This is a genomic window from Tenacibaculum sp. FZY0031 (assembly GCF_036350695.1).
Classification (GTDB): domain Bacteria; phylum Bacteroidota; class Bacteroidia; order Flavobacteriales; family Flavobacteriaceae; genus Polaribacter.
Genome location: NZ_JAZDVY010000007.1, coordinates 147129 through 171838, shown reverse-complemented (window position 1 = coordinate 171838; position 24710 = coordinate 147129). Strand labels below are relative to the sequence as shown.

Sequence of the window (24710 nt, the reverse complement as noted above, 5' to 3'; positions counted from 1 at the left end):
ATTATTGGTTTGGTATTGTAAAGAAAAAGGTGCTTCCTTTTCCTAATTTTGATTTAACTCCAATTTCCCCTCCGTGCATCCCTACTATTTTTTGGCAATGGGCAAGACCAATTCCTGTACCTTCATATTGGTCTTCTGGGTGTAACCGTTGAAAAATTGAAAAAATTTTGTCTTGAAACTGTTCAGGAATTCCGATACCGTTATCTTTTACATAGAATTTCCACGCTTGATCTTTCTTTTTTGCCTTAATTGAAATATAAGGAGAAACTTCTTTTTTAGAAAATTTTATAGCATTGCTAATAAGGTTTTGAAATAACAACCTAAGCTCAGTAGGGTAAGCACTAATAATAGGTAGGTTGCTAAATTTTATAGTTGCCTTACTTTGTTTAATCGTACTGTTTAAGTCTTCTATGATGTCATTAACTAGAAGGTTACAGTTTACTTTTGATAGTTCTCTTTGACGACCTAACCGCGAATAATCTAATAAGTTTTTAATTAAACTGCTCATTCTACGAGTCGCCTTTTTTATAAAGAGAAACAGTTGTTTTGCATTGTTATCTAGTTTATCGTGATATTCATCATAAAGAATGTCAGAAAAAGAAGAAATGGTTCTCAAGGGTTCTTGTAAATCGTGTGAGGTAATATAACTAAACTGCTCAAGTTCTTGATTTTTTTGTTCTAAGGTTTTTACATATTTAGAAGCTAGTAACTCTTCTGCTTCTTTACGTTTGGTAATGTCTAGCTGAATAGCCATATACTCTCTAATATAATTGGTTTTTTTCTTTAGAGGAACAATAGCGGTTTCTGTCCAGTACAAAGAACCGTCTTTGGCTCTGTTTTTTACTTCGCCAAACCAAGGGTCTCCTGAAGATACAGTTAACCAAGCTTCTGTAAAAAAAGAATCTGGATGGTAATCAGAACGAACAATTTCATTTGTACTTCCAATAATTTCCTCTCTTGAATACTTAGAAATTTCACAGAACTTATCGTTTACATATTTAATAAAAGTGTTCTCATCTGTAATAGCAACAATAGCTATTTTATCTAAAGCTTCTTTAAACTGTAATAACTCTGAGTTTTTATTAATTAAGTTTTTCTCTAGGGCTTTTCTTAAGTAGTCAGATTTGTTCAGTCCAATAGAAACTATATAGGTGTATAAAAAACCAGAGAGTATTAAAATTAAGGTATATACGATAATACCAGATTGGGCTCCTATTATTTTTTCATTTATAAGGGTAAGCATTAAAAAACTTAAAAAAAATGGAATAAGGATGATAAAAGGTAACAATCGTTGAAGAGATCTACTACCATCGCTGTTTCCTAAAATAGTTTCTTTAAATCCAATGTTGTAAGACTTAAATATTAATAAAAATGAAATAAAAACAAAAGAGATGGCTGTTTGAACAGACATAGTTTTGAAAAAAACAATTTTAGAGTCTGTTGGAAATCTTAAAATAAAATACAATATGGTAATTAATGAAATTATTGAGGTTACCAGTGCCACGTGCTGAGTTGTAGCAATATAAACTCTATTGGTTGATTTTAATCCAGTAAGTCCAATGGCAAAAAAAATAAAACATACTGCTGTAGCTTCTGACATTCTGCCCGGGTTGACTATTGTTAAGGAGTCTTTTATAAATAGATTGTCTATGTAGAGGTTTACTCTAAAGATGTATTCGATAAGAGTTAAGGTGCTGATAAATAATACTGTATAAGTGAAGAGAAAGAAAGGCTTCCTATATGTTTTTTGCTTTTTTCTACTAATAATTAAGCTTACTGTACATAAAAAGAACAATAAGGCAGTGTTAAATTTGGTTGTAGCTCCATTTTCATTAATTGTAAATACAAGTTGCTTATGAAGAATCCATTCGAGCATCGTAAAAACGCTAAAGAACAATACCAAATAAGTAAACAGGTAACTTATGTATTTAAGTTTTTGTGATTTCATGTAGTGGGGGACTCTATAAAAAGGTTAATTATTGTTTTTTGAAAAGCAGGAGAGCATTTTTTCGTATTCAATAATACTCTCGTTGTAATTGTTTATCACTGAGTTTATAAGCGATTTTATTCTTTTAATGTTTTTTGATTGGGAGCTTAGTTCTTCAATTTCAATAAGTAGGTCTTTAGATTGCAGCCCCATAATAGTAAATGAAGATTTTAAAAAATGAGTAACTTCTTTAATTAAAAGAAAATTTTCTTCGGCACTTGCTTTTTCTAGAGTAGCAATCTTACCCTTGCTCTCTGTTAAGAAAACAGAAATCATTTCAGTATAAAGTTCAATATCATCAGAGAGGTTGTTGTTTAGAAAGCTTAAATCAACAATTTCACTATGAAAGCAATTGTTTTTTAACATGGGGGTACAATTTTATAAATACAGTTTTAATACAGATAATTAAATAGTTAAATTAACATATTTTTATTATATTTGAGTATCAGGTATGATTTTTTTATAAAATTAGTAAAAAAAGTATGTAAATAATAATTTAATGAGTAAGGAAAAGAAAATTGTTATAGCTGAGGATAACTCAGTGTTTTTGTTATTAATTAAATTAAAGTTAGAAAAAGAAGGCTACAAACTGTTTGTTGCTGAAGATGGAAAAAAAGCAATTGAGCTTATAGAGGTTTGTGAGCCAGACTTGATTTTAACAGATATAATGATGGATTATCTTTCTGGTTTGGAAGTTATCAGTCATGTTAGAAATGTATTAAAAATGGATGTCCCTATTCTTGTTTTTTCGGCTTCTGGCCAGGAAGAAATGGTAACACAAGCGTTTAATTTAGGTGCCAATGATTTTATGGTAAAACCATTAATGCCTAATGAGTTAGTGATAAGGGTAAAACGAATGCTTATGTAAAATAAACTTATCTCTCAACATTTATGGTCCCCCCTCAATTTATCGATTCTTTTTTTAAAGATCTTCCGTTTGTTGTCAAAATAATCTGGATACTTGCTACAGTTTTCTTTTTTGTTTTACTAAATCTTATTCTTTTTTTAAAAGTAGTAAGGTATCGTTTAAGAAAAAAAGAAGCATTTCTTAAAAATAAAGGGAAAGAGTATGAAGTTCATATTGTAAACTACCTTTATGCATGTGAAGGTTGTAAAGATGTAAATAGCACTCAAGAAAAACTTATCTCAGAGCTGAAACTTAGTTTAAAGACCAGTGTAAACAGAAAGGTGTTTGTTCATACGCTGCTTACTTTAAAAGGAGAAGTTTCTGGTAGTATGGTTGATATTATCAATCAATTATATAGAAGGCTAGGGCTAAATAAACATGCCTTGTCAAGGTTAAGGAGTAGTAAATGGCATGTAGTTGCCATAGGAATTAGAGATTTAAGACGATTTAAAGTATTAGAAGCTCAAAAAGAAGTAGCTAAATGTATTAACCACCCCAAAGTAGAAGTTCGAAGACAAGCCTACTTATATTTTATCAATTTGTTTGGTTTTAAAGGGCTTGATTTTTTAGATCATTTAAAAATTTCGATTTCAGTTTGGGATCGAATAGGAATTCTTGGTGCTTTACAAGAGATGAAAACACAAGAAGTGCCTGATACTCGAAAATGGCTAAGGTCTCAAAACAGCTATGTGGTATTGTTAGCTTTGGATTTGGTAAGAGGTTATAACCTACGAGAAAATCAAGAAGAACTACTTCAGTTAATACAACACCAAAATAGCAAGGTTCGCTTAAAAACCATTCATGTTTTAAACCATTTATACATAACGGAAGCAAAAGAATTGCTTATCAACGCATACGAAACATTAACCGTAAAAGAGCAAATTGCAGTATTTGAACTCTTAGAAAATATGGGAGCTATAGAAGAAGAATCGTTTGTTTTAAAACATATTACCAGTCATATTTTTGAAATAAAAGTACTGGCTCTGAAAATTTTAAAACAAATAAACACGCCAAAATTTTTAGGTGTTAAAAATGAAATGAGTAGGCTAGGGAATTTCAAGCTTATTGATTTCTTAGAAAAAATACCCTAAATAAAAAGAAAGTTATGGAGGTCTCTAGCATTGTATATTATCTATTATTTGTTATTCATTTTTTATTCTTAGGATACTCATTTTTAGTTTTAGTATCCTATGGAATATTGGCTGTTTATTCGAGAAAAGAAACAATTTCTTATTTGCGAAAAAATAGTTTTGTTAATTACAAAGACATATTATCATCAAGGTTAGCGCCTGGGATTTCAATTATCGCACCAGCCTATAATGAAAGTTTAAATATTGTAGAAAATGTAAGGTCGTTACTCTCTACACACTATGCAAATTATGATGTAATTATAATAAATGATGGGAGTACAGATGATAGTTTGGAAAAATTAATTAACGCTTACAACTTAGAAAAAGTAGAGTATTTAATTAATGAACGTATTAAGACAAGACCCATAAGAGCTGGAGTTTTCAAATCTAAAAATCCAGCCTTTGAAAGACTCATTGTAGTTGATAAAGAAAATGGAGGAAAAGCAGACGCGCTTAATGTAGGATTAAATATTAGTAAGAATGATTATGTGGCTTGTATTGATGTAGATTGCTTGCTGATGGAAGACTCACTACAAAAAATGATCAAACCTTTTTTAGAATATACAGATAGAGAAGTTATAGCGTCAGGGGGAGTTATAAGAATAGCGAACTCATGCATTATAAAAAATGGAAAGCTACTAGATGTAAATTACCCAAAAACTACGTTGGTTAGAATGCAAATATTAGAATACTTACGATCTTTTTTATTGGGTAGAATGGCATGGAGTAAATTAAACGGATTGTTGGTGATTTCAGGAGCATTTGGAATGTTTGATAAAAATATAGCGATTAAAGTAGGTGGGTATAGTACAAAAACTGTTGGAGAAGATATGGAAATTGTTGTTCGAATGCGGAGATATATGGAAGAACAAAACAAGAAATATAAAGTAGCTTATATTCCAGACCCTTTATGTTGGACCGAGGCTCCAGAAAGCTATAAAACATTTATATCACAGCGTAATAGATGGACGAGAGGAACTATAGAAACATTAAAAACACACAAAGTAATAGGCTTTAATCCAAAATACAGGGTATTAGGCATGTTAAGTTTTCCTTACTGGTTTCTTTTTGAACGACTAGCACCTATAATTGAAGTACTCGGAATTATATACTTTGTGGTGCTGCTTTTTTTAAAAAGTGTGCATTGGAGTTATGTACTTGGCTTTTTTTTAGCAGCCTATTTTTCTTCTGTCATATATACGTTATTAGCTATTTTTTCAGAAGAATTTAGTTTTCATCAATACAAAAAAAAAGGAGTGGGGTTTCAATTGATAAAATCGGCTTTTATAGAACCTTTTCTGTTACACCCTATAATATTATATGCAGCATTAATGGGGAATAAAGATTACTACTTTAATAAAAAACTGAAATGGGGGAAAATGACCCGAAAAGGATTGAGTAATAAATTATGATGAAAAAAAGCCTAGTAGCGTATTTAAAAGTACTTGCAGCCTTGTTAGTAATGATTTGGCTGTTAGGACTGTTTGAAGTTATTACAACCTTTAAAGAAACTGATACAGTAGTTTTTATATTAAAAGTTGTTTTGTATAAGTTGTTACATGCAGTAATTACAGTTTTAATAATAGGAGCATTGTTGTTCCCTTTATACTGCTTATTAGGATTGGGAAACAAAAAAATAGCCGAAATATTACTCGTAGTTTTAGGAATGTTTCTTGTAATTGGAGAATTCTCTTTGGTAAAATATAGCACAACTACTTTGTTGAATTTAGGAGCAGATCTTTTAGGGTACTCCTATGCTGATATTTACAAAACAATAGCATCGTCCAAATCATTTTCTATTGTAAACTACTTGTTCATTTTAACAATTCCATTGCTTTTTTTAGTATTGGTGTATTTGTTTAAGAAGAAAATACCAGCAAAGCCTTTTCTAAAAACAATTTTAGGATTACTAATACTGGCACTGCCATTGAAGTTCTTTAATTCAGAATTCAACGAAACTGTGTATCAAACTAAAATTAGTTTTTTAGCAGTTGATATTTTAAAGTTTAAATTGGATAAACTACAAACACACAATTATCAGCCTGAAGAAGCAAATGAGTACCCACTTTTAAAATCATCAGAAGAAACAAAAGATGTATTAGGACCTTTTTTTAATAGAACATTGAAAAAGCCCAATATAGTCGTTATTGTAATGGAAGGGCTAGGGACTGAATTTGTAGATGGTAATTCATACAGTGGGTTTACTCCTTATTTAGATAACCTAATAACACAATCGTTGTATTGGGAGAATTTTGTTAGTAACACCGGTCGAACCTTTGGGATACTACCTTCTTTACTTGGATCGTTACCTTTTGGAGATACAGGTTTTTTAGAGTTAAAAAAAACACCATCACACCTATCGCTATTTAATATATTAAAAGCAAACGGGTATACAACTTCGTATTATACAGGAACCCAATCTAGCTTTGATAAAATCATTAACTTTTTAGAATATAATAGTGTTGATTTTATTGTTGACGAAAATAAATATGGACCATCTTATGTAAAAACAGGAGGAGTAGATGGTTTTTCTTGGGGCTATCCAGACGCAGAAATGTTTAAAAAAGTTGTAAGTACTTTAAAAAATAAAAAGCAGCCTAGGTTAGATGTGATAGCAACACTTAGTAATCACGAACCTTTTGTGTTTCCAGAGAAAGAAACCTACAAAAAGAAAGTAGACAGTATATTAAATACATCACGGGTTTTTGGAGTTTCTAAAAGAGAAATAGCAAATAAAAAAGATATTTATGCAACACTACTTTACAGCGATCATTCTCTAAAAAACTTTATGGAGAGTTATCAGGAAAGAGCAGATTTTATGAATACAATTTTTGTCATTACAGGAGATCATAGGCTAATTCCAATAGAACAAAAAGATAAACTGTGTAGGTTTCACGTTCCGTTGTTAATATACAGTCCCATGTTAAAAAAAGCACAGCGTTTTAAATCTGTTTCTTCTCATTTAGACGTTGCGCCAAGTATTTATTCCTTTTTAACGAATAATTATACGTTTGAACCACTGAAACAAACTGCTTGGTTAGGAATAGGCTTAGACACTACAAAGAGTTTTAGAAATATTCATCACATAGGATTAATGCGTTATAAAGGAGGTTTGAAAGATTTTATTTATGGTGAATATTTGTTTTCTGATGGAGAGTTGTATAAGATAGATCACACTTTTGAAACACATCCAATTAACAACGATAAAATATTGAGTAAGGTAAAAAAATCTTTTGAAGCGTTTAAAGCAATTAATAAATATGTAACAGAGCAGGATAAAATTTATCCAGATGTTCTTTATGAAAGAAAGCAGGAAAAAATTCAATTTACAGAAGGAGAGCAAAAAATAATAAGAGAAGTAACAGAAGGGAAAACATTTGATGAGGTGTTTTTGATAGCAAGATCAAAAGCTTTTGACGGAGATAGGGTAGCTGCAAGATTACTTTGCGATTTTATATTAAACAACATGCCAAATCATGCAGATGCAAGAATTTTAAAAGGCAGAACATTGTCTTGGGATGGAAACTATAAAGAAGCAGAAAAGCTGTTGTTAAATGCAGTTGAAAGACATCCATTTTACGATGATGCTTATATAGCCTTGTTAGATCTGTATTGGTGGTCAGGTAAAGAAACAAAAAGTATAGTTGTTGCTCAAGAAGCTTATGTAAATGAAATTAAAAATCCAGAGATAAGCTTTAAACTGGCAAAGGCATATCAACGATTACAACAAAAAAGGGAGGCCTTAAAAATTATAGATAGTCTTTTAACCTTGTATCCAGATAATAAAGAGTATGTAGCACTAGAAAAAATATTAAAAGAATGATGTTAAACAGCATAAAATATAAGCTTAGTATACTGTTAATGTTACTTGTTTGTACTGTTTTTTCACAACAGAAAGTATTTCAAGGTAATCCAGACACCGCTTTTGAAAAGGCAAGAGCAATGGCTTTTAATCAGCAACGGAAAAAGGCACAAGATACGTTGCGATTTATTTTAACAAAGTATCCAAATTATTTAGATATACGTTCATTTTTAGCAAGTACTTATTCTTGGGATGGAAATTATAAAGAAGCTAGAAAAGAGTTTGAATATGTGTTGGAAAAAGATCCTAAAAGAAAAAATGATTGGATAGCGGCTATTAAAAATGAACTGTATGCCTCGTTACCTTATAAGGCAAACGATTTAGTAAAAAAGGCATTGTCATATTTTTCAGACGATACAGATTTACTGTATCTAAAGGTAAAGTCAGAAGAAAAATTACAGAACCCAAAGGAAGCATTAATAACGCTAGATAAAATAATTAGCATGGCTCCTAACAATTCTAAGGCAATTTCGTACAAAAAAAGTTTAACCAATACATTGCGTTTTAATAGTGTAGGGTTGAGTTATTCAACCGTTTTGTATCATAAGAATGAACGAGATGCATCACACTACAGTACGCTTAATTACACAAGACAAACAAAATATGGGAGTGTAATTGCTAAAATAAATTACTCAAGGCGTTTTGAGTCTGATAACCTACAGTATGAAGTAGATTTATACCCAAGAATAACAGACGGTTTATACGCATACGTGAGTGCAGGCTTTTCAAACTCTAGTTTATTTCCTAAGGTGCGTTATGGAGCAGAACTGTATAAGTCGTTACCACTTGGCTTAGAAGTTTCTTTAGGTTTTAGAGGGTTAAAATTTTCTGAAACAACAACTATTTACACAGGATCCATAGGCTGGTATACAGGGAATAGTTATTGGTCGTTACGACCTTATTTTACTCCTAACGATAACGGTACAAGTAAATCAGTTACGCTAGCGTATCGTAGGTATTATAGTGATGCTGATAATTATTTTGGAATAGCTGTTGGAATGGGATTTTCACCTGAAATAGATAGGTTTCCAGTAAATACAGAACAAACGGTAGTTTTTGATTTAAAAACACAAAAAATAAGTGGAGAATATGCATTTACCTCTTCCAATAAAAAGCATGCCTGGAGAGCCTCGGTAAATATTTTACGTGAAGAAAAAAGCTTTGATCGAGGCGAATATTTTTTATTATACACTTTGGGAATATCTTACGATTTACGGTTTAGATAGGAGTTACATTTAGTAAAATTAAACAAATTTTCGATGGTAGTTTTTGCCTAGTTTGACTGCGTATTCAATTACATTTTTAATGATTTTTCTATTGTCGTTTTTACGCCAATTGATATATAACTCCGTATTTTCTGGTAGTGTGATAAAACGAAGATTGGTATTTAAAGAAAACTGATATGAATACGGCAAAATAGAAATCCCTAAACCTCTACCAACTAAACTTAAAATCATGCTTCCAAAATCAGATTCAATATGAGTTTGAGGTTCAAAACCGTAAGCGTTAAAAATATTGCGAAGCAACGAAGAAAAATAGGTGGTATGGTGCAACCCAGAGAGAATAAATTTTTCGTCTTTTACATCTCTTAAGTCTATAAACGAATCTTCAGTTAACCAATGGTTTTTAGGTACGACAAGACAAACAGGTTCTGCGTACAGTTTTTCAGATAAAATAGAAGTATTTAACACCTCGTTTCTACTAAAAGCAACGTCTATCTGATAACCAGAAAGAAGGTTTTCAAGTGTAATATCAGTAGGTTCCATAAGCTCTACTTTTAAGTCGGGTTTTTCTTCCGAAAACAACGTAAGTAGTTCAGGTAAATAGTTGTAAGAAATAGAACCAGGGTAGGCGATGCTAACAAGTCCGGAAGAGCCTTCGTCTATTTTTTTTGCGTGTTGATGAGTACGATCAAACTCGTCTAGTAAAATGCTCCATTTTTTTTTAAGGAACACACCAGCCTCGGTAAGTTTTACATTTCTTTTATCTCGCTCAAATAAAGTAATACCCAATTCTTCTTCTAAAGATTGAATTTGTCTACTCAACGACGATTGAGAGGTGTAAACTTTCTCTGCTGTTTTCCAGAAATGTAATTCTTCTGCTAGCGTTAAAAAATATCGAATCTGTTGAAATGTCATTTTAATGCGTTTTTTGCATTAATTAATCAAAAATAAGTATTTTTTAATAAAGAGAACTACTGTTGCTTTGCATAAAAAAACAGTGTAATCATTTTTAAAAAGTAACGAAATGGGAATTGAGAATTTTATCGCATTTTTTGTAGCAACTCTTCTTTTTGTATTAACCCCAGGAATAGAAACTGTTTTCTTAATTAACAAATCTATTAGTCAAGGAAGAAGGTCTGGTGTGTACACTAGCTTTGGTTTAAATACAGGGGCTTTGGTGCATACGTTGTTTGGAGCGTTGGGATTGTCGATTATGGTAGCTAAATCTGCATTGTTTTTTGCGTTGATTAAGTACTTAGGAGCGGCTTACTTGGTTTATTTAGGGGTTGCAAAAGTGATGTCAAAAAAAGGTTTGATTACTGAGACAAATGAAGAGCAAAAGAAAAATTCAGCAAAAAGTAGTTTTACATCAGGGTTTGTTACTAATATATTAAATCCGAAAGTTGCATTATTCTTTATAGCTTTTTTTCCGCAGTTTATAAGTCCAACAGAAATAGAAAATCCCGTTCCTTTTATAATAATGGGAGTTATTTATGCGGTAATGACTACTATTTGGTACTTGATTTTAACATCGTTTGCAGGGATGTTTTCAACTAAAATTAAAGAGAATGAAAAAATAGGCGTAAGGCTAAACAAAGTGTCAGGAGCAATATTTGTATTGATGGGGTTACAAATAGCGTTTATGTAACAATTCAAACCGATAGGATAGTGATTGAAAACTTTGCTATCGGTTAAAAAATTATACAGCTAAATCGTCAGACTTTATTTTTTTAAACTCGTTTTGTTTTTGTTGTACTAAAGCAAATCCAAAAGTTAAAACACCAACCCTTCCTATAAACATTAGAATAATTAACAAAAATTTCCCTAAGCTCGATAGGTCTCCAGTAATTCCAGTACTCAATCCAACAGTACCAAGAGCAGAAGCAACTTCAAACAATATTTTGTCAAAAGAGAAGCTTTCACTGTAAGAAAGTAAGAATGAAAACAAGAAAATTAAACTAGTATATAGCATAAAAGTAGATGTTGCTATATAAATTCTGTCAAAAGGTATAATCCTGTTTAAAAAAGTAATCTTTTTTTGCCCTAACAATCTACTTTTTAATATAGCAATCATTGCTGTTAAAGTTGTGATTTTCATCCCTCCAGCTGTTCCAGATGGTGATGCGCCTATGTACATTAAAAAGGTTAATAGTAGTAATATTGGTAAAGAGAAACTACCAATAGGAATAGTATTAAAACCAACTGTTGTCATGGCAGACATTGTTTGAAAAAAAGAAGTCATTAACGAATGGTTGGAGTGTAGGGTTGAAGAAGGTTCCGATACGTATGTAAGTAATGTTCCTGAGAGCAATAAGAATATAAATCCATAGACAATAACTTTTGTTGTGAAGGATATTTCTTTAGACTTTCCAGAAAGTCGATACCATAAATCCGTAACAACAATAAAGCCTAAAGAACCTGCTATAGCTAGAATAGAGATGGTTGTATTTATAAAAACGTTATCGTGATATCCTTCAAAACCATTGTTAAATAAACCAAAACCTGCTGTACAAAAAGACGAAATGCTATGAAAAATAGAAAACCAAAAGGCTTTTAAGCTTTCCATTCCAGAATTGGTAAAAGCAATATAAAATAGAATAACTCCAATAGCTTCCATTACTAGAGTGAAAACAATAACACTTTTAATAAAGTCTTTTATTTTAATACTGTCAGGTAATGTAAATTCAGTCCCCAGTAATTTACTATGCCAATGCGTTATTTTTTTCGTAATAAATAACAAATAGTAGGTTGTTAATGTCATGTAGCCAATTCCTCCAATTTGTATGAGCATCATTATAATAAACTGTCCAAAGAAATTATAGGAATCAAAAATACTGATAGTAATTAATCCTGTAGTTGATATTGCCGATGTTGAAATAAACAAGTTATCTAAAAAAGACACATCAACTTTATGAAAAAAAGGAATAGATAGTAAAATAAAACCGACAAAGGTATAAAGGAAGAATCCCCATACTAAATTCATTTGAGGGGTTTTGCTAATCTGGAATTTTTTATACCAAATAGATAGCTTTTTATATGTGTTATTTTTCATTTCTTGTAAAAAATAAAAACAACGAGCTAAGAAATTCGTTGCTTTAATAATTGAAGTTCTAAATATTTATGAGTAAGTAATACTTCTAGCAAATTTAATTAATTCAATTTATAAAATTGAAGGAAAACTTAAAGAGTATAATCTTTCTTCATTTGTTATTCTTAGCAATTGCTTTTAAACAGTTGATAATTTATATTACTTGATGCTGAAAAATAAAACTTATATCAGAGTTGTTTAAGAGTGTGTTAGCTTACTTATGATTTCTTTATGCTGTGGAAACAACTGTATAAATTCTTCTCTTTTAGGTAATACAAAATCGTTGAAGTCAAATCCAGGAGCAACGGTACAACCAGTAAAAGCATAGGAGTTTTCTTTATTTACTTCAGCGGCAAACCAATAACCAGCAGGAACTACAAATTGTGGGAATTCATCATTTGCTAAGTCATTTCCAATCAATACAAATGAGTAGTTTCCTTCGGGAGATATCATATGTAGTTTTAAAGTACTTCCTTTATAAAAATGCCAAATTTCATCTTGGTTAATTTTATGAAAGGCAGAAAACTTTTCAGAAGTTAATAAAAAATAAATACACGTACTGTAATTTCTATCGCCTACAAAGTTAGAATTTAAGTGTTCGTTTTTAATAATTCCGTTGCTTCTGTATGTTTCTTTATAAAAACCACCTTCAGGATGTGCTGTTAAGTCAAACTTTTTAATTAGTTGTTGAGTTGTCATTTTCTTTTTGTTCGTTAACTTTTTTAATAATGGCTTTTAAACGTTCTTTGGTACGCTGTTTTTCCAAGCGAAGCTTATTTTCTTTTTGTTTCATTAAGCGCGTATGCTTCGCTTTGTTTACTGTGTTTTTAGCTTTCCCTTTTTTAGGCATTTTAAGGATTGATTTTCCAGATTTTATCTGCAGTTTTTAAATATTCTGATAAGGCAGCTGATCCATACCAGTTGTATAAATCTACATCTAAGTATTTTTCAGCTATAGCAGGATCTGTATTGATTAGCATTCGAGCCTCTTCAATGGTTTTTACATTGAATATAAAAAGTCCTCGATAAGCGTTTTCATTTTTACCAAATGGTCCAGCAACAATGAGTTTTTGCTCTTTAACTAATCTGTTGATGTTATTTAAATGGCCCTTAAAAGCCTTACTTTTAAGTTCTTTGTCTGTTGAGGTATTGCTGCCTGTTTTTAAGATTGCAAATACATAACTTTTCATTCCGTAGTCATCTGCACCTAATTCTTTAGCTAGTTTAGCATCGTAATTAAGATTGTTATTTTGAGCATTTAAAGTAATAGATAACAGTGCTATTATGAATGTGAAAAAGAGTTTCATGCAGTGTAAAGTTTTGTAAATTATAAAATTACACGTTTTTTATGAATTGCCAAAAGTCCTAAGAAAGTCAAGAAACCATTTAAGATTAAGACAAAAAAACCAAAATCAAATCCCATTTTTTCTTTGCTGTAAAAACTAATTGCATAGGTTAATACTGGAGCAATCAAACAAATAATAGGAACGAGTTTGTCTTTTACAGCTAGTTTGGTAAATAATCCGAAAGCATATAATCCTAATAGTGGTCCATAGGTATAACCAGCAAATTGGAATATTTTAGCGATGACACTTTCATCTGCAATAAAATATTTAAAAATTAAAATAGTGGCAACTAGGATAAAAGAGAATAACACGTGGATTTTCTTTCGTGTTTTTTCTTTTTCTTCTTCGTTTTCTTTTTTGTCAATTTCAAGAATATCAATACTAAATGAGGTAGTTAATGAAGTTAAAGCGCTATCGGCACTAGAGTAAGCTGCGGCAATCAATCCTAATAAAAAGAAAAGTGCCGTTATCATGCCTAAATCACCACTCATGGCTATAGTAGGAAACAAGTTGTCTTTGTGCGCATTTAATTCATTTGCTGTAGCGTAATCGGTTAACAGTACTCCTAAAGCTAAGAAGAAAAAATTAACAATAACCAGTACTATAGTAAACCAAAACATGTTTTTTTGAGCATCTTTTAGGCTCCGACAGGTCAAGTTTTTTTGCATCATGTCTTGATCCAAACCTGTCATTACAATTGAGATAAAAGCACCTGAAAAGAACTGTTTCCAAAAGTAATTCCCTGCTTTTACATCATCAAAAAAGAAGGTTTTTGATAAGCTATTATCTGCTACGTACGAAAATAAATTATCTATTTGCATTTCGTCTTTTATCATCACAATACATACACCAACAGCAATCAGCATAAACAAGGTTTGTAAAGTGTCTGTCCATACAATAGTTTTAATTCCTCCTTTAAAAGTATATAACCAAATAAGTAAAATAGTAATAGTTACTGTTACCCAAAACGGAATTCCATAAGCATCAAATAAAATTAACTGTAATACATTTGCCACTAAAAACAAACGAAAGGCAGCACCAACAGTTCTTGAGAGTAAGAAAAATGAGGCACCTGTTTTATAGGAATACCTACCGAAACGTCCTTCTAAATAAGTATAAATTGAGGTTAAATTTAACCGATAATAAAGAGGAAGTAATACGAGTCCAATAACGGCATAACCTACTACATACCCAAGTACCATTTGCATATAACTCATTTTATCACCTTCAACCCAACCTGGAACTGAGATAAAAGTTACTCCTGAAAGCGATGCGCCAATCATACCAAAGGCAACCAAATACCAAGGAGAGGAATTATTGGCTTTAAAAAATGTTTGATTGTTTGCCGATTTACCTGTGATGTAAGAAATGAGAATTAATACACCAAAATAGGCTAAAATAAGGAGTAGTATATGTAATGGTTGCATACTGTTAATTACGAATTATAAATTACGAATGTACTAATTTAGTTTTTAGCGCATACAAATTCATAATTCGTAAGTAACAATTAAAAAGTTATAGCTCTATAACCACTTCTTCGGTTTTTCTACGAACTTTTTTCAAGTCTTTCATGTAGTCATCTTCGGCTCTAAAACCAACAGGTAGTACTAAAACAGATTGTAAGTTATAAGTGTCTAATCCTAAAATTTCATCATACTTTTCAGGAACAAAACCTTCCATTGGGCAACTGTCAATTTTTTCGTTGGCAGCAACCGTCATTAGGTTTCCTAAAGCAATGTAAGCTTGGTTCTTCATCCAATGAAATAATACTTCAGGAGACTTGCTATCAATATCGTTTGTTAAAAACTCTTTAAACGGATTTAAAATTTCGTCTGGTGTATTTCGGGTGTCTTTCACTAGTTTAAAATAGTTTTCTACATGTGTTGAGGTTAACTCTTTTGGAATACATAAAACCAATAAATGTGAAGCCTGAACAACTTGATGTTGGTTCCAAGAGTGTGCGACTAATTGCTGTTGTAAATTTTTGTTTTTAACAACCACCATTTTAACAGGCTGTAAGCCATAGGAAGTAGCAGTTAAGTTGAAAGCTTCTTTTAAAATATTGATTTGCTCTTCAGAAAGAGACTTATGTTCGTCAAATTTTTTAACAGCATAACGCCATTGTAAATTTTCTATACTATTCATGTGGTTTAGTTTTTATTTGATAGTCGAGGGTTAAAATACTTCAAAATTTGTATTGAAGTTAAAATGTTTTACAAGTTTTCTTATTCATTTCATAAGATAAAATGCTTGACAAAAATAGCGGAATAAAAAGTTGTCTAAAAATACTTTGAATAATTAATATTGATAGCATCATAGAAATATTTTGTACATTGAGAATGAAAAAGAAAGCATATGAAAGAAGAATTTTTACATTATTTATGGCAATACAAATTATTTAGCAAACGAAACTTAATATCAGTAAAAGGAAAAGTTGTTGAAATTTTAGATTCTGGGAGTTATAATAGCAATACTGGGGCTGATTTTTTAAATTCAAAATTAAAGATTGATAATCAGCTATGGGTAGGAAATGTTGAAGTTCATGTGAAGTCGTCTGACTGGTATGCCCATCATCATGAACAGGATAAAAATTATGATGCAGTCATTTTACATGTGGTATGGGAACACGATACAGAGGTGTTTATGAAAAATAACCGTCCATTACCAACCGTAGCATTAGAAAATGTTGTTCAAAAAGAAGTGTTGATAAATTATCGGAGGTTATTCTTAAAAGAACAACGCTGGATTCCGTGTGAAAAGCAAATAGCAGAAATCAATTCCTTTTTATTAAATAACTGGTTAGAACGTTTGTACTTTGAACGATTAGAGAATAAATCGGTAGTAATAAAAGAGCTGTTACAAAAATCAAATAATGATTATGAAACGGTGTTGTTTCAGTTGTTAGCTAAGAATTTTGGATTGAAAGTTAATAGAGCGGCTTTTTTAGAACTAGCACAATCGTTTAATTTTTCAGTGTTGCGTAAAGTTCAATTCAATGAAGAGCAATTATCTGCCTTATTATTTGGACAAGCAGGTTTTTTGGTTGACCAAATCGAAGATAGTTATTACCAACAGTTGCAAAATGAGTATACTTACTTAAAACACAAATACAAATTAGAGCCAATGGCTAAGTATAGGTTTCAGTTTTTTAGAATGAGACCGAACAATTTTCCTACGGTTAGAATAGCGCAATTAGTGGGGCTATATAACAAATATCAAAGTTTGTTTTCAAAGGTAATGGATGTAAATAAAATAGAGGATTTTTATAATTTATTTACAATTGAAGTAAATGAGTTTTGGAAAACACATTATACATTTGAATCAGAATCAAAAAAATCAGTTAAAAGACTTACAAAATCACTTATAGATTTGTTGATTATTAATACAATTATTCCTTTAAAATTTGTTTATGAAGAGGCCATAGGAGAGGTTAATGAAGAAGGTTTGTTACAATTAATACAACAATTGAAACCAGAAAATAATTCAATTATAAGTAAGTTTGCAGTATTACAAATCAAGGCAAAGAATGCTTTTGAATCTCAAGCTTTATTAGAATTAAAAAACAATTATTGTGCAGAAAAACGTTGTTTGCAATGTGCTATAGGAAGTAAGTTATTAAAAAAATAAAGAATATGATGTTAGTAGTTATAACTAGTATTTTGTCTCTTATAGTATTTGTTTATACATTACGTAATTATCTTCTTTTTAAGTTTGGGTTAGAGGTTAAAGGAAAGGTTGTTGATGTAAAGTATGAAGTTATAGGAATAAAAACTAGAGTACCAACAGCAAAAATAACATATAACTATACTGTAAAAGGAAAATTATACGAACGCACGGAGAATAGCGAAGCAAAAAAGCATATGTTTAAAATGCATTGCATGGAAGGAGAAACGATAAAGGTTTATGTACATAAAAAGGATATGAGTAAAGCTACTATTGTTAATCTGAAGCATTATTTTTTTCCAGTCGCTTTAACAGCCTTTTTGTTTTTAATTTCAGTTATAGCTGTAGTAGTATCAATATAAAAAGCATATCAGATTAATTAATAAAATGATATATTTGTGACAAAAATTTATAAAAATGAAAAAAGTATTAATTGCTATTGCATTAGTATCTACTATTTGTGTAGGTTGTAAAGACAACAAAAATTCAAAAAACAATGGAGAAGCTTCAACAATTGAAGAATCTATTAGTGAAAAAGAAGAAAAATCAACTTCAGCAATTTGTTTATTAGATAAACTATCTATTAGAGAAAGTGCTTCAGCTAAAGGGAAATGGATAACCTCTATTAGCTTAGGTGAAAAAGTAAGCTTAACAGGAGATGAAACTATAGATTCTGTTTCGAAGAAGGAGTATTACAAGGTAAAGTTGATTGACGGAAAAGAAGGATGGACTAGATCTACTTTTTTAGCTGTTAATGGTAAAGTGGGAGCTATGTTAGAAGAAGCTGTTGTTTATAAAAGACCAGACTTACTTACCAAGACAGAAAAAAAATACAGCATTATGGATATCATTGCTGTAACTGAAACTCAAGGAGATTGGATTAAGGTTAAAGGAAAAAGGTCTGAAGGAAAGTATATTGAAGAAGGTTGGGTGAAAACTTCTAACATTACAAATGATCAAATTGATATAGCAACGGCTAAATTTGCGGGAATAGCAAATACTCAACCAACAATGACAGAAAGAATAAAGGCATTGAAAGATGTTATCAATAACTCAGATTTATCTTCTTCTAAGTTTATTACAGTTATAGAGAATAAAATAGAAGATTACGAGTCAAAAAATCAACCTTTAGATGCTCAAGAAGCAGCAACAGAGGAGGCTGTAGAGAAGGTGGCAGAATAAATTTATAAATAACTAAATAAAAAAACGATTTTAGAATATTCTAAAATCGTTTTTTTATTTTAATCTATTTTGAAAAAATAGTTATTAATACAAACTTTTAAATTTAGCAGGGTTTGCTTCGTTCATAATTTCGTATACTTTTTCAAAAATATCTTCTGCAGATGGTTTAGAGAAGTAATCTCCATCGGTACCATAGGCAGGTCTGTGAGCTTTAGCAGTTAAGGTTTGTGGTTTGCTATCTAAATGTCTGTAACCATTTTGATTTTCAACAATTTCTTGTAATAAATACGCTGAAGCTCCTCCAGGAACATCTTCGTCAACAACTAATAAACGATTTGTTTTAGCTACCGATTTTACGGTATCATGATTCAAGTCAAAAGGTAATAAACTTTGCGCATCTACAATTTCTACATCTATACCTACTTGTGCTAAATCTTTAGCAGCTTCTTCAACGATTCGTAAAGTAGAACCGTAAGAAACAATGGTAATATCGTTTCCTTCCTTGATTGTTTCAACAACACCAATTGGAGTTTTAAAATCTCCTAAGTTTGTTGGCAATTCTTCTTTTAAACGGTATCCGTTTAAGCACTCTACGACTAAAGCAGGATCGTCACCTTCTAATAAGGTGTTGTAGAATCCAGCAGCTTTCGTCATGTTACGAGGCACCAATACATGAATTCCTCTTACATTGTTTATTATTCCACCCATTGGTGAACCTGAATGCCAAATTCCTTCTAAACGATGTCCACGGGTACGGATAATTAACGGAGCTTTTTGCTTCCCAAAAGTACGGTAACGCAACGTAGCCAAATCGTCGCTCATAATTTGTAAAGCATACAGTAAATAGTCTAAATATTGAATTTCGGCAATAGGACGCAACCCACGCATTGCCATACCAATACCTTGACCTAAAATAGTCGCTTCACGAATACCTGTATCAGAAACACGGAACTCACCAAATTTTTCTTGTAAACCTTCTAGTCCCTGATTTACATCACCTATATACCCAGCATCTTCACCAAAAATTAATACTTCAGGATGTTTTGCTAAAATAGCGTCAAAGTTATCACGCATAATAATACGTGCATCTACGATATTTTTTTCTGAAGCATAGGTTGGAGCTTCTGCAGGAATATTTTCAGTAGCTAATTCTGTTTCACTTAATAAATGTGCTGAATATTTTACAGCTGCTTTATCAATTGATGTTTGGATGAAGTTTTTCAGTGCTGTTTTTTCAGCAAAATCTTCATCTCTTAAATAACGTAACGTTTTACGAGCAGCTACTAAAATATCTTTTCTGATAGGTTCAGCAATAGCGGCTAAATCATTTTTATATTTTGTAATGAATGATCCATTGTTGCTTTTTTGGGCAATGGTTTCTAGTAAAGAAATGGCTTCAGCTACTTCTGCTTTTATTTCGTTTGTATAGGCACTCCAAGCGTCGCGCTTAGCTTTACTAACTTCTTTTTTTGCTTCTTTTTCAATATTGATTAAATCTTCTTCAGAATCAATAAATTTTAAAGTTTCTCCCTCTTCATTTTCTAGTTCAAACTCTAAAATCCACTTACGCATTTGTGCAATACAATCAAATTCTTGTTCCCATTGTAAACGTTCTTTTGATTTGTAACGCTCATGAGAGCCTGAAGTAGAATGCCCTTGTGGTTGCGTTAATTCTTTTACGTGTATTAATACAGGTATGTGCTGTTCTCTCGCAATTTTAGAAGCTTTGTTGTAAGTGTCAATTAACTGAACATAATCCCAACCATTCACTACGAAAATCTCATATCCGTTACTTTCATTTTCACGTTGGAATCCTTTTAAGATTTCAGAAATACTTTCTTTAGTGGTTTGATGACGTGCATGTACAGAAATTCCATACTCATCATCCCAAACATTCATTATCATTGGAACTTGTAGAACACCTGCGGCGTTAATTGTTTCTAAAAACAAACCTTCACTGGTACTAGCATTTCCAATAGTACCCCAAGCAACTTCGTTACCGTTGTTTGAAAAATTAGTGTGTTTTTCTAAACCTTCAACATTTCTATAAATTTTAGATGCTTGTGCCAACCCTAATAAGCGAGGCATTTGACCAGCAGTAGGAGAAATATCTGAGGATGAATTTTTTTGAGCTGTTAAATTTTTCCAGTTTCCATTTTCATCTAAAGAATGCGTAGCAAAATGCCCTCCCATTTGACGACCGGCAGACATTGGTTCAACATCAATATCAGTATGTGCATATAAGCCAGCAAAAAATTGTTGTGGAGTCAACTCTCCAATAGCCATCATAAAGGTTTGATCACGATAGTAACCTGATCTAAAATCTCCATTTTGAAAAGCTTTAGCCATAGCCAATTGTGGTACTTCCTTACCATCTCCAAAAATTCCAAATTTAGCTTTACCTGTTAAAACTTCTCTTCTTCCTAATAAACTACATTCTCGACTAATGCGAGCAGTTTTATAGTCCTTTAAAACTTCATTTTTAAAATCTTGAAAAGAAAGCTGTTGAGTATTAGCTATTTCGGTATTTTGCGTCATAATCATCTAATTTAGGTATGGTTACAAAGATAGCTTTTTTAGTTGAAATTTAAAAATTTCTATTTTCATTGAATATTTTTCAAAAAAAAGAGGAAAAAACAAATTTTATTGAAGTATCTATAATATGCCTCTTCTAATAAAGTTATAAATTCTATCAATATCTGTTGTAATGATGAATCTAATTTTAGTAGGATAAGCTCTTTTATTGATTTCAAAACCTTCGTTAGTGTAAATAGGGAGATAGAATTCAAAAATATTTGGAAGGAAGTTTAAACGAATTCCATTTTCATAAAAAAACTTAGGAGAGGTATGCTTGTTTTTTAACATGGCAACGTCATTGTAAATTTCAGCCCATTTCCATACACTTACACTAGTATTAATAGATGTTATAAGTTGATTAGCAAAATAAGGTTCTTTAAATTTAGACTTAAAACCTCCTTGGCCAACGACAAATTGCTGACTAAAAATACCGTCGTTTTCCGAGCGACCAAATAAATTTTGTTCAAATAAATAATCATTTCCACGGTTTAATCCAAAGCTAAAGTAATTTCCCGTTGTTTTGTTAGAAAGGAAGAGTCCACCAAAAAACCGAACCTCAAAGCTTTCGTTAGCAGTAAAAAACTTTCTGTAACGAAAATCGGTTGATATTTTACTGAAGTTAGAATTTATTTCTAGGTTAGCAGCATACCGTATTCTGTGTATAGCATCAAACGTATTATTTATATAGCGTAGGTTAAAAATGTTATACTTGTCTTGATCACCTTGTGTAGTATTCGGAGCTACTTCTTTATCAATACTTACCATACGAGCGATTAAGAATTTTGAACCTATATCACGGAGGGTGTTTCTTCTAAATTGAAAACTAATAAATGGACTTAGAGTGTTGTATCCTAGCTCGGGGGCATAATGAAAATTACTTCCAGAAATACCATATCGTATTTTGTAAAGTTTAGAATCTCTTAAAAAATGGTTGTATCCTATAGCGAAAGATCCTGTAAGGTTTCGACTTTTTAGACTATAGTTAGGGGTTATGCTAAATTGAAAATTATGATTAACTAGCGATTTATTATTTATGTTAAGACCAAGAATTAGTCCATCGTACAAGTTATACTTAATATCAGGATAATAAAATAGTTGATTGTAATAAGGGTTTTCAAAATCTTTAAAAAAACGAAACTGAATAGGTTTGCTTATAATGCTATTATTTACATTTCTAAAATTGTTAAGAGAATTAAATTCAGGGTAGTTGTTTTCATAATTTAAAGCAAGCTTATTAAAGTCACCCCTTTTAATTTTTACTGTTTTGGTAGAGTCTATATTTGTAACCCAAGTTTTAAATTTTATGTTTTTCTTTTGAATACCATATAGTGCAACAGGAGCATTAAAACTTCTTTTGTTTTTGATGGTAACCAATAGAGAGTCTTTGTTTTGAGAGTAGGATACTTTTTTTATTTTATAATCAATTTTTTTGTCGGTAGTAAGATAATCTCCAAAAAACCATTGCAAATCTTTTGAAGTATTCTTTTGAAGTATGTTCGCAAAATACTTACTATTAGAGGGCTTTAATTGGTTTTGAGTATAAAATTCTTTAACAGATTTTTTTAAAATACTATCGCCTACAAAATCGTATAAATATTTAATTCCTAAACCGGCCTTGTATTTACTAACAACTTTCCTGTTGAAGTTAGAAAGAGAGTCGCTAGAGGTGGTTAAAGTTTGGTCATAAAATTTACGAGAACTGAACTGATATACTAGTGGGTATTTATCGTTTTGTTTTAATTGAGCAATGTTGTAGGTTTTTATAGGCCAATACTTGGAGTATTTTCCCAGAAAAGTAACGTTTGGATAATATTTTTTTACATATTCCATCATTAAAAACGTTTGCAAACCATCAGTTAACCAATAATCTTTTCTAGGGTTTTGAATAATGATATCATCAAAATATTTTTGGGTAAGTGCTTTAAAGAATCCAGTTTCCCATCTAAAATTTTTAGGAAAGGGTTTTAACCAACTAGGAAGCCCATAAATTTCATGCAATGAATTTTTATTAATAGTTCGAGAATCTACAAAAATTTCAGGGTGTGGGTGTTTGCCTATAAAGTCTTCTATAAATTGTATTTGTCTATTTATAATTTGGGTAGTTTCTTCATTTGGAATTTTTTTAAGATAGGCATCGGTCTTTATTTCTTTATCCTTTAGCTTAAAAGACTTAAAAGTTTTAACCGTATCAATATGAAGTATGATGTCTTTCTTTTTAGCGCCAACTAAATAATAGTTCGTATAATTATTGTGTTCAGTTTTATATTGGTATAAATTACTTTCTATGTGGTAATTTTTAGGAATATTTATAGAAATGGAGTAGTTAGAGAGCTCTTCGTATAAATCGTCTAAATTTAAGTTACTCATCAGTTGCCATTTTTTATCATATACAGCAGGAGTTACATACCAAAATCGTAAATGGTATCCAGTTTTTGTTTTCCCATATCCTGTGTATTTTGCATTTGGAACCTTTACAGAATAGGAGGTACGAATTATTAAACTATCTTTAGGTTTTAAAGGTTTGTTAAGAAATACCTCAATAATATCTTGCTGATTTTTTCTTTCCTTAAACGAAACTTGTTTAAAGTTTACAGTTAAGTTTCTTATTTTACTATAACCTCTATCTTTTTCTTTCGAAAAGTAAAAAGCTTTTTTGTAGTCTTCAATAAAACGCTTAGCTAAAGGAGTATTATCATTTTTAAAACCATTGGCCCAGTTATGTAAAAAAACACGATTTAAGTTTGCTGAAGAGTGGTTATAAAAAGTTGTTTTTTGTAAAATGTGAATTAAATCATTGCTAGTATCTAGTTTAGCTTTTATTTCAACAGAGTTTTCTTGCGCTACTATTTTAAAGCAATACAAGAAGGTAGCGTATAATAAGAGGAGTACTTTCTGTTTCAATATAAGGTTTTGTTTAAAGAAAGGGTATACAAAATGTGTTTCATAAACCCTGTGAAAATAAAAAAGCTCGTTGGAATTACAACGAGCTTTAAAGATAAATATTTTTAGAAATTTGGTTTCAGCTGATATTTCGCATAGAATTTATTAAAGTGTTCAACAGCTTCATCAGCAGTATCTACAACTCTAAATAAATTCAAATCTTTTTCGCTAATATTACCTTCTTCAATTAAAGTATTTTTAATCCAATCTAACAAACCAGACCAAAACTTTTTACCAATTAAAACAATAGGGAAACGACCAATTTTATTAGTTTGAATTAAAGTAATTGCCTCAAAAAGCTCATCCATTGTACCAAAACCACCAGGCATTACAACAAAACCTTGAGAATATTTTACAAACATTACTTTTCGAACAAAGAAATAATCGAAATTTAAGTTTTTATCACTATCAATCCATGGATTGTCATGTTGTTCAAAAGGAAGATCAATATTTAAGCCTACCGAAGTTCCTTTGCCTCGATGAGCTCCTTTATTACCCGCTTCCATAATACCAGGACCTCCACCAGTAATTACTCCAAAACCATTTTGTGTTAGTTTATAGGCTATTTCTTCAGCTAATTTATAATAAGGGTCATCAGTTTTTGTGCGAGCAGATCCAAAAATAGACACACAAGGTCCAATTTTGCTTAGTTTTTCATACCCATCAACAAACTCAGACATAATTTTAAATATTGCCCAAGAATCATTTGTTTTTATTTCGTTCCAGGTTTTTTGCTGTAGTTTTTCTCTAATTTTTCTGTCATCGTTCGGACTCATAATTCTTCTACTTTTATATTAAATAACAA

The 24710-nt window shown here is 31.0% G+C and carries 21 protein-coding genes; 9 read left to right on the top strand and 12 right to left on the bottom strand.

The features are described from left to right. Position 1: 1 nt before the first annotated feature. The gene (locus V1T75_RS11510; protein WP_330488677.1) at positions 2–1600 is read right to left on the bottom strand and encodes a sensor histidine kinase; all 1599 of its coding nucleotides are present in this window, start codon (positions 1598–1600) and stop codon (positions 2–4) included. 372 nt (positions 1601–1972) lie between these two features. Then, positions 1973–2353: an Hpt domain-containing protein gene (locus V1T75_RS11505; protein ID WP_330488676.1), complete on the bottom strand. Its 381-nt coding sequence runs from the start codon at positions 2351–2353 to the stop codon at positions 1973–1975. 133 nt (positions 2354–2486) lie between these two features. Here V1T75_RS11505 and V1T75_RS11500 point away from each other — a divergent pair, with 133 nt between their 5' ends. From V1T75_RS11500 to V1T75_RS11480, 5 genes are read left to right on the top strand one after another with little or no spacing between them, the layout of a single operon-like run. Further along, on the top strand, positions 2487–2855 hold the full coding sequence (locus tag V1T75_RS11500) for a response regulator (protein ID WP_330488675.1): 369 nt from the start codon (positions 2487–2489) through the stop codon (positions 2853–2855). A gap of 23 nt (positions 2856–2878) precedes the next feature. Then, positions 2879–3985 (top strand): hypothetical protein, encoded by a 1107-nt coding sequence (locus V1T75_RS11495; protein WP_330488674.1) that lies wholly within the window; start codon positions 2879–2881, stop codon positions 3983–3985. Positions 3986–3999: 14 nt separating this feature from the next. Then, the gene (locus V1T75_RS11490) at positions 4000–5436 is read left to right on the top strand and encodes a glycosyltransferase family 2 protein (RefSeq protein WP_330488673.1); all 1437 of its coding nucleotides are present in this window, start codon (positions 4000–4002) and stop codon (positions 5434–5436) included. After that, positions 5433–7847 carry a sulfatase-like hydrolase/transferase gene (locus V1T75_RS11485; protein WP_330488672.1) on the top strand — a complete coding sequence of 805 codons (2415 nt, stop codon included), beginning with the start codon at positions 5433–5435 and terminating at the stop codon, positions 7845–7847. The genes V1T75_RS11490 and V1T75_RS11485 overlap by 4 nt, the downstream gene beginning before the upstream one ends. A gap of 38 nt (positions 7848–7885) precedes the next feature. After that, entirely contained in the window at positions 7886–9112 is a 1227-nt protein-coding gene (locus V1T75_RS11480) for a YaiO family outer membrane beta-barrel protein (RefSeq protein ID WP_330488671.1), read from the top strand. A gap of 18 nt (positions 9113–9130) precedes the next feature. Here the strand turns inward: V1T75_RS11480 and V1T75_RS11475 are convergent, their stop codons facing one another. Then, on the bottom strand, positions 9131–10024 hold the full coding sequence (locus V1T75_RS11475) for a LysR family transcriptional regulator (protein WP_330488670.1): 894 nt from the start codon (positions 10022–10024) through the stop codon (positions 9131–9133). A gap of 109 nt (positions 10025–10133) precedes the next feature. On the opposite strand from V1T75_RS11475, the gene V1T75_RS11470 reads away from it, so the two are divergent. After that, complete coding sequence (locus tag V1T75_RS11470; protein WP_330488669.1) at positions 10134–10757, top strand: LysE family translocator; 624 nt, start codon at positions 10134–10136, stop codon at positions 10755–10757. A 51-nt stretch (positions 10758–10808) separates the two neighbouring features. Here V1T75_RS11470 and V1T75_RS11465 read toward each other — a convergent pair whose 3' ends face one another. The 6 genes from V1T75_RS11465 to V1T75_RS11440 all read right to left on the bottom strand — a co-directional run bounded on the left by V1T75_RS11465 (position 10809) and on the right by V1T75_RS11440 (position 15688). Beyond that, positions 10809–12161 carry a TrkH family potassium uptake protein gene (locus tag V1T75_RS11465; protein WP_330488668.1) on the bottom strand — a complete coding sequence of 451 codons (1353 nt, stop codon included), beginning with the start codon at positions 12159–12161 and terminating at the stop codon, positions 10809–10811. Between the two features lie 234 nt (positions 12162–12395). Beyond that, the gene (locus V1T75_RS11460) at positions 12396–12896 is read right to left on the bottom strand and encodes a cupin domain-containing protein (protein WP_330488667.1); all 501 of its coding nucleotides are present in this window, start codon (positions 12894–12896) and stop codon (positions 12396–12398) included. Further along, positions 12874–13047, bottom strand: coding sequence for a hypothetical protein (locus V1T75_RS11455; RefSeq protein ID WP_330488666.1), 174 nt, complete (start codon positions 13045–13047; stop codon positions 12874–12876). Before V1T75_RS11455 ends, V1T75_RS11460 begins: the two co-directional genes overlap by 23 nt. A gap of 1 nt (position 13048) precedes the next feature. Further along, a complete protein-coding gene (locus V1T75_RS11450) occupies positions 13049–13504 on the bottom strand; it encodes a YciI family protein (RefSeq protein WP_330488665.1) in 456 nt (151 codons plus the stop codon). A gap of 20 nt (positions 13505–13524) precedes the next feature. After that, on the bottom strand, positions 13525–14970 hold the full coding sequence (locus V1T75_RS11445) for a sodium:solute symporter (RefSeq protein ID WP_330488664.1): 1446 nt from the start codon (positions 14968–14970) through the stop codon (positions 13525–13527). Between the two features lie 88 nt (positions 14971–15058). Beyond that, positions 15059–15688: an NAD(P)H-dependent oxidoreductase gene (locus tag V1T75_RS11440; RefSeq protein WP_330488663.1), complete on the bottom strand. Its 630-nt coding sequence runs from the start codon at positions 15686–15688 to the stop codon at positions 15059–15061. A 210-nt stretch (positions 15689–15898) separates the two neighbouring features. Between V1T75_RS11440 and V1T75_RS11435 the strand changes: the two genes are divergently transcribed. Genes V1T75_RS11435 through V1T75_RS11425 form a run of 3 tightly spaced genes read left to right on the top strand, consistent with a single transcriptional unit; the run spans position 15899 to position 18388 of the window. Beyond that, positions 15899–17170 (top strand): DUF2851 family protein, encoded by a 1272-nt coding sequence (locus V1T75_RS11435; RefSeq protein WP_330488662.1) that lies wholly within the window; start codon positions 15899–15901, stop codon positions 17168–17170. Between the two features lie 5 nt (positions 17171–17175). Continuing rightward, positions 17176–17568 (top strand): DUF3592 domain-containing protein, encoded by a 393-nt coding sequence (locus tag V1T75_RS11430; RefSeq protein WP_330488661.1) that lies wholly within the window; start codon positions 17176–17178, stop codon positions 17566–17568. Between the two features lie 55 nt (positions 17569–17623). Beyond that, positions 17624–18388: an SH3 domain-containing protein gene (locus V1T75_RS11425; RefSeq protein WP_330488660.1), complete on the top strand. Its 765-nt coding sequence runs from the start codon at positions 17624–17626 to the stop codon at positions 18386–18388. A gap of 84 nt (positions 18389–18472) precedes the next feature. On the opposite strand, the gene V1T75_RS11420 is transcribed toward V1T75_RS11425, so the two are convergent. The 3 genes from V1T75_RS11420 to V1T75_RS11410 form a co-directional block, all read right to left on the bottom strand. Further along, positions 18473–20926 (bottom strand): alpha-ketoacid dehydrogenase subunit alpha/beta, encoded by a 2454-nt coding sequence (locus V1T75_RS11420; protein ID WP_330488659.1) that lies wholly within the window; start codon positions 20924–20926, stop codon positions 18473–18475. A gap of 117 nt (positions 20927–21043) precedes the next feature. Beyond that, entirely contained in the window at positions 21044–23866 is a 2823-nt protein-coding gene (locus V1T75_RS11415) for an aminopeptidase (RefSeq protein WP_330488658.1), read from the bottom strand. Between the two features lie 104 nt (positions 23867–23970). Then, positions 23971–24681, bottom strand: a complete 711-nt coding sequence (locus V1T75_RS11410) for a TIGR00730 family Rossman fold protein (RefSeq protein ID WP_330488657.1) — start codon at positions 24679–24681, stop codon at positions 23971–23973. Between the last annotated feature and the right edge of the window lie 29 nt (positions 24682–24710).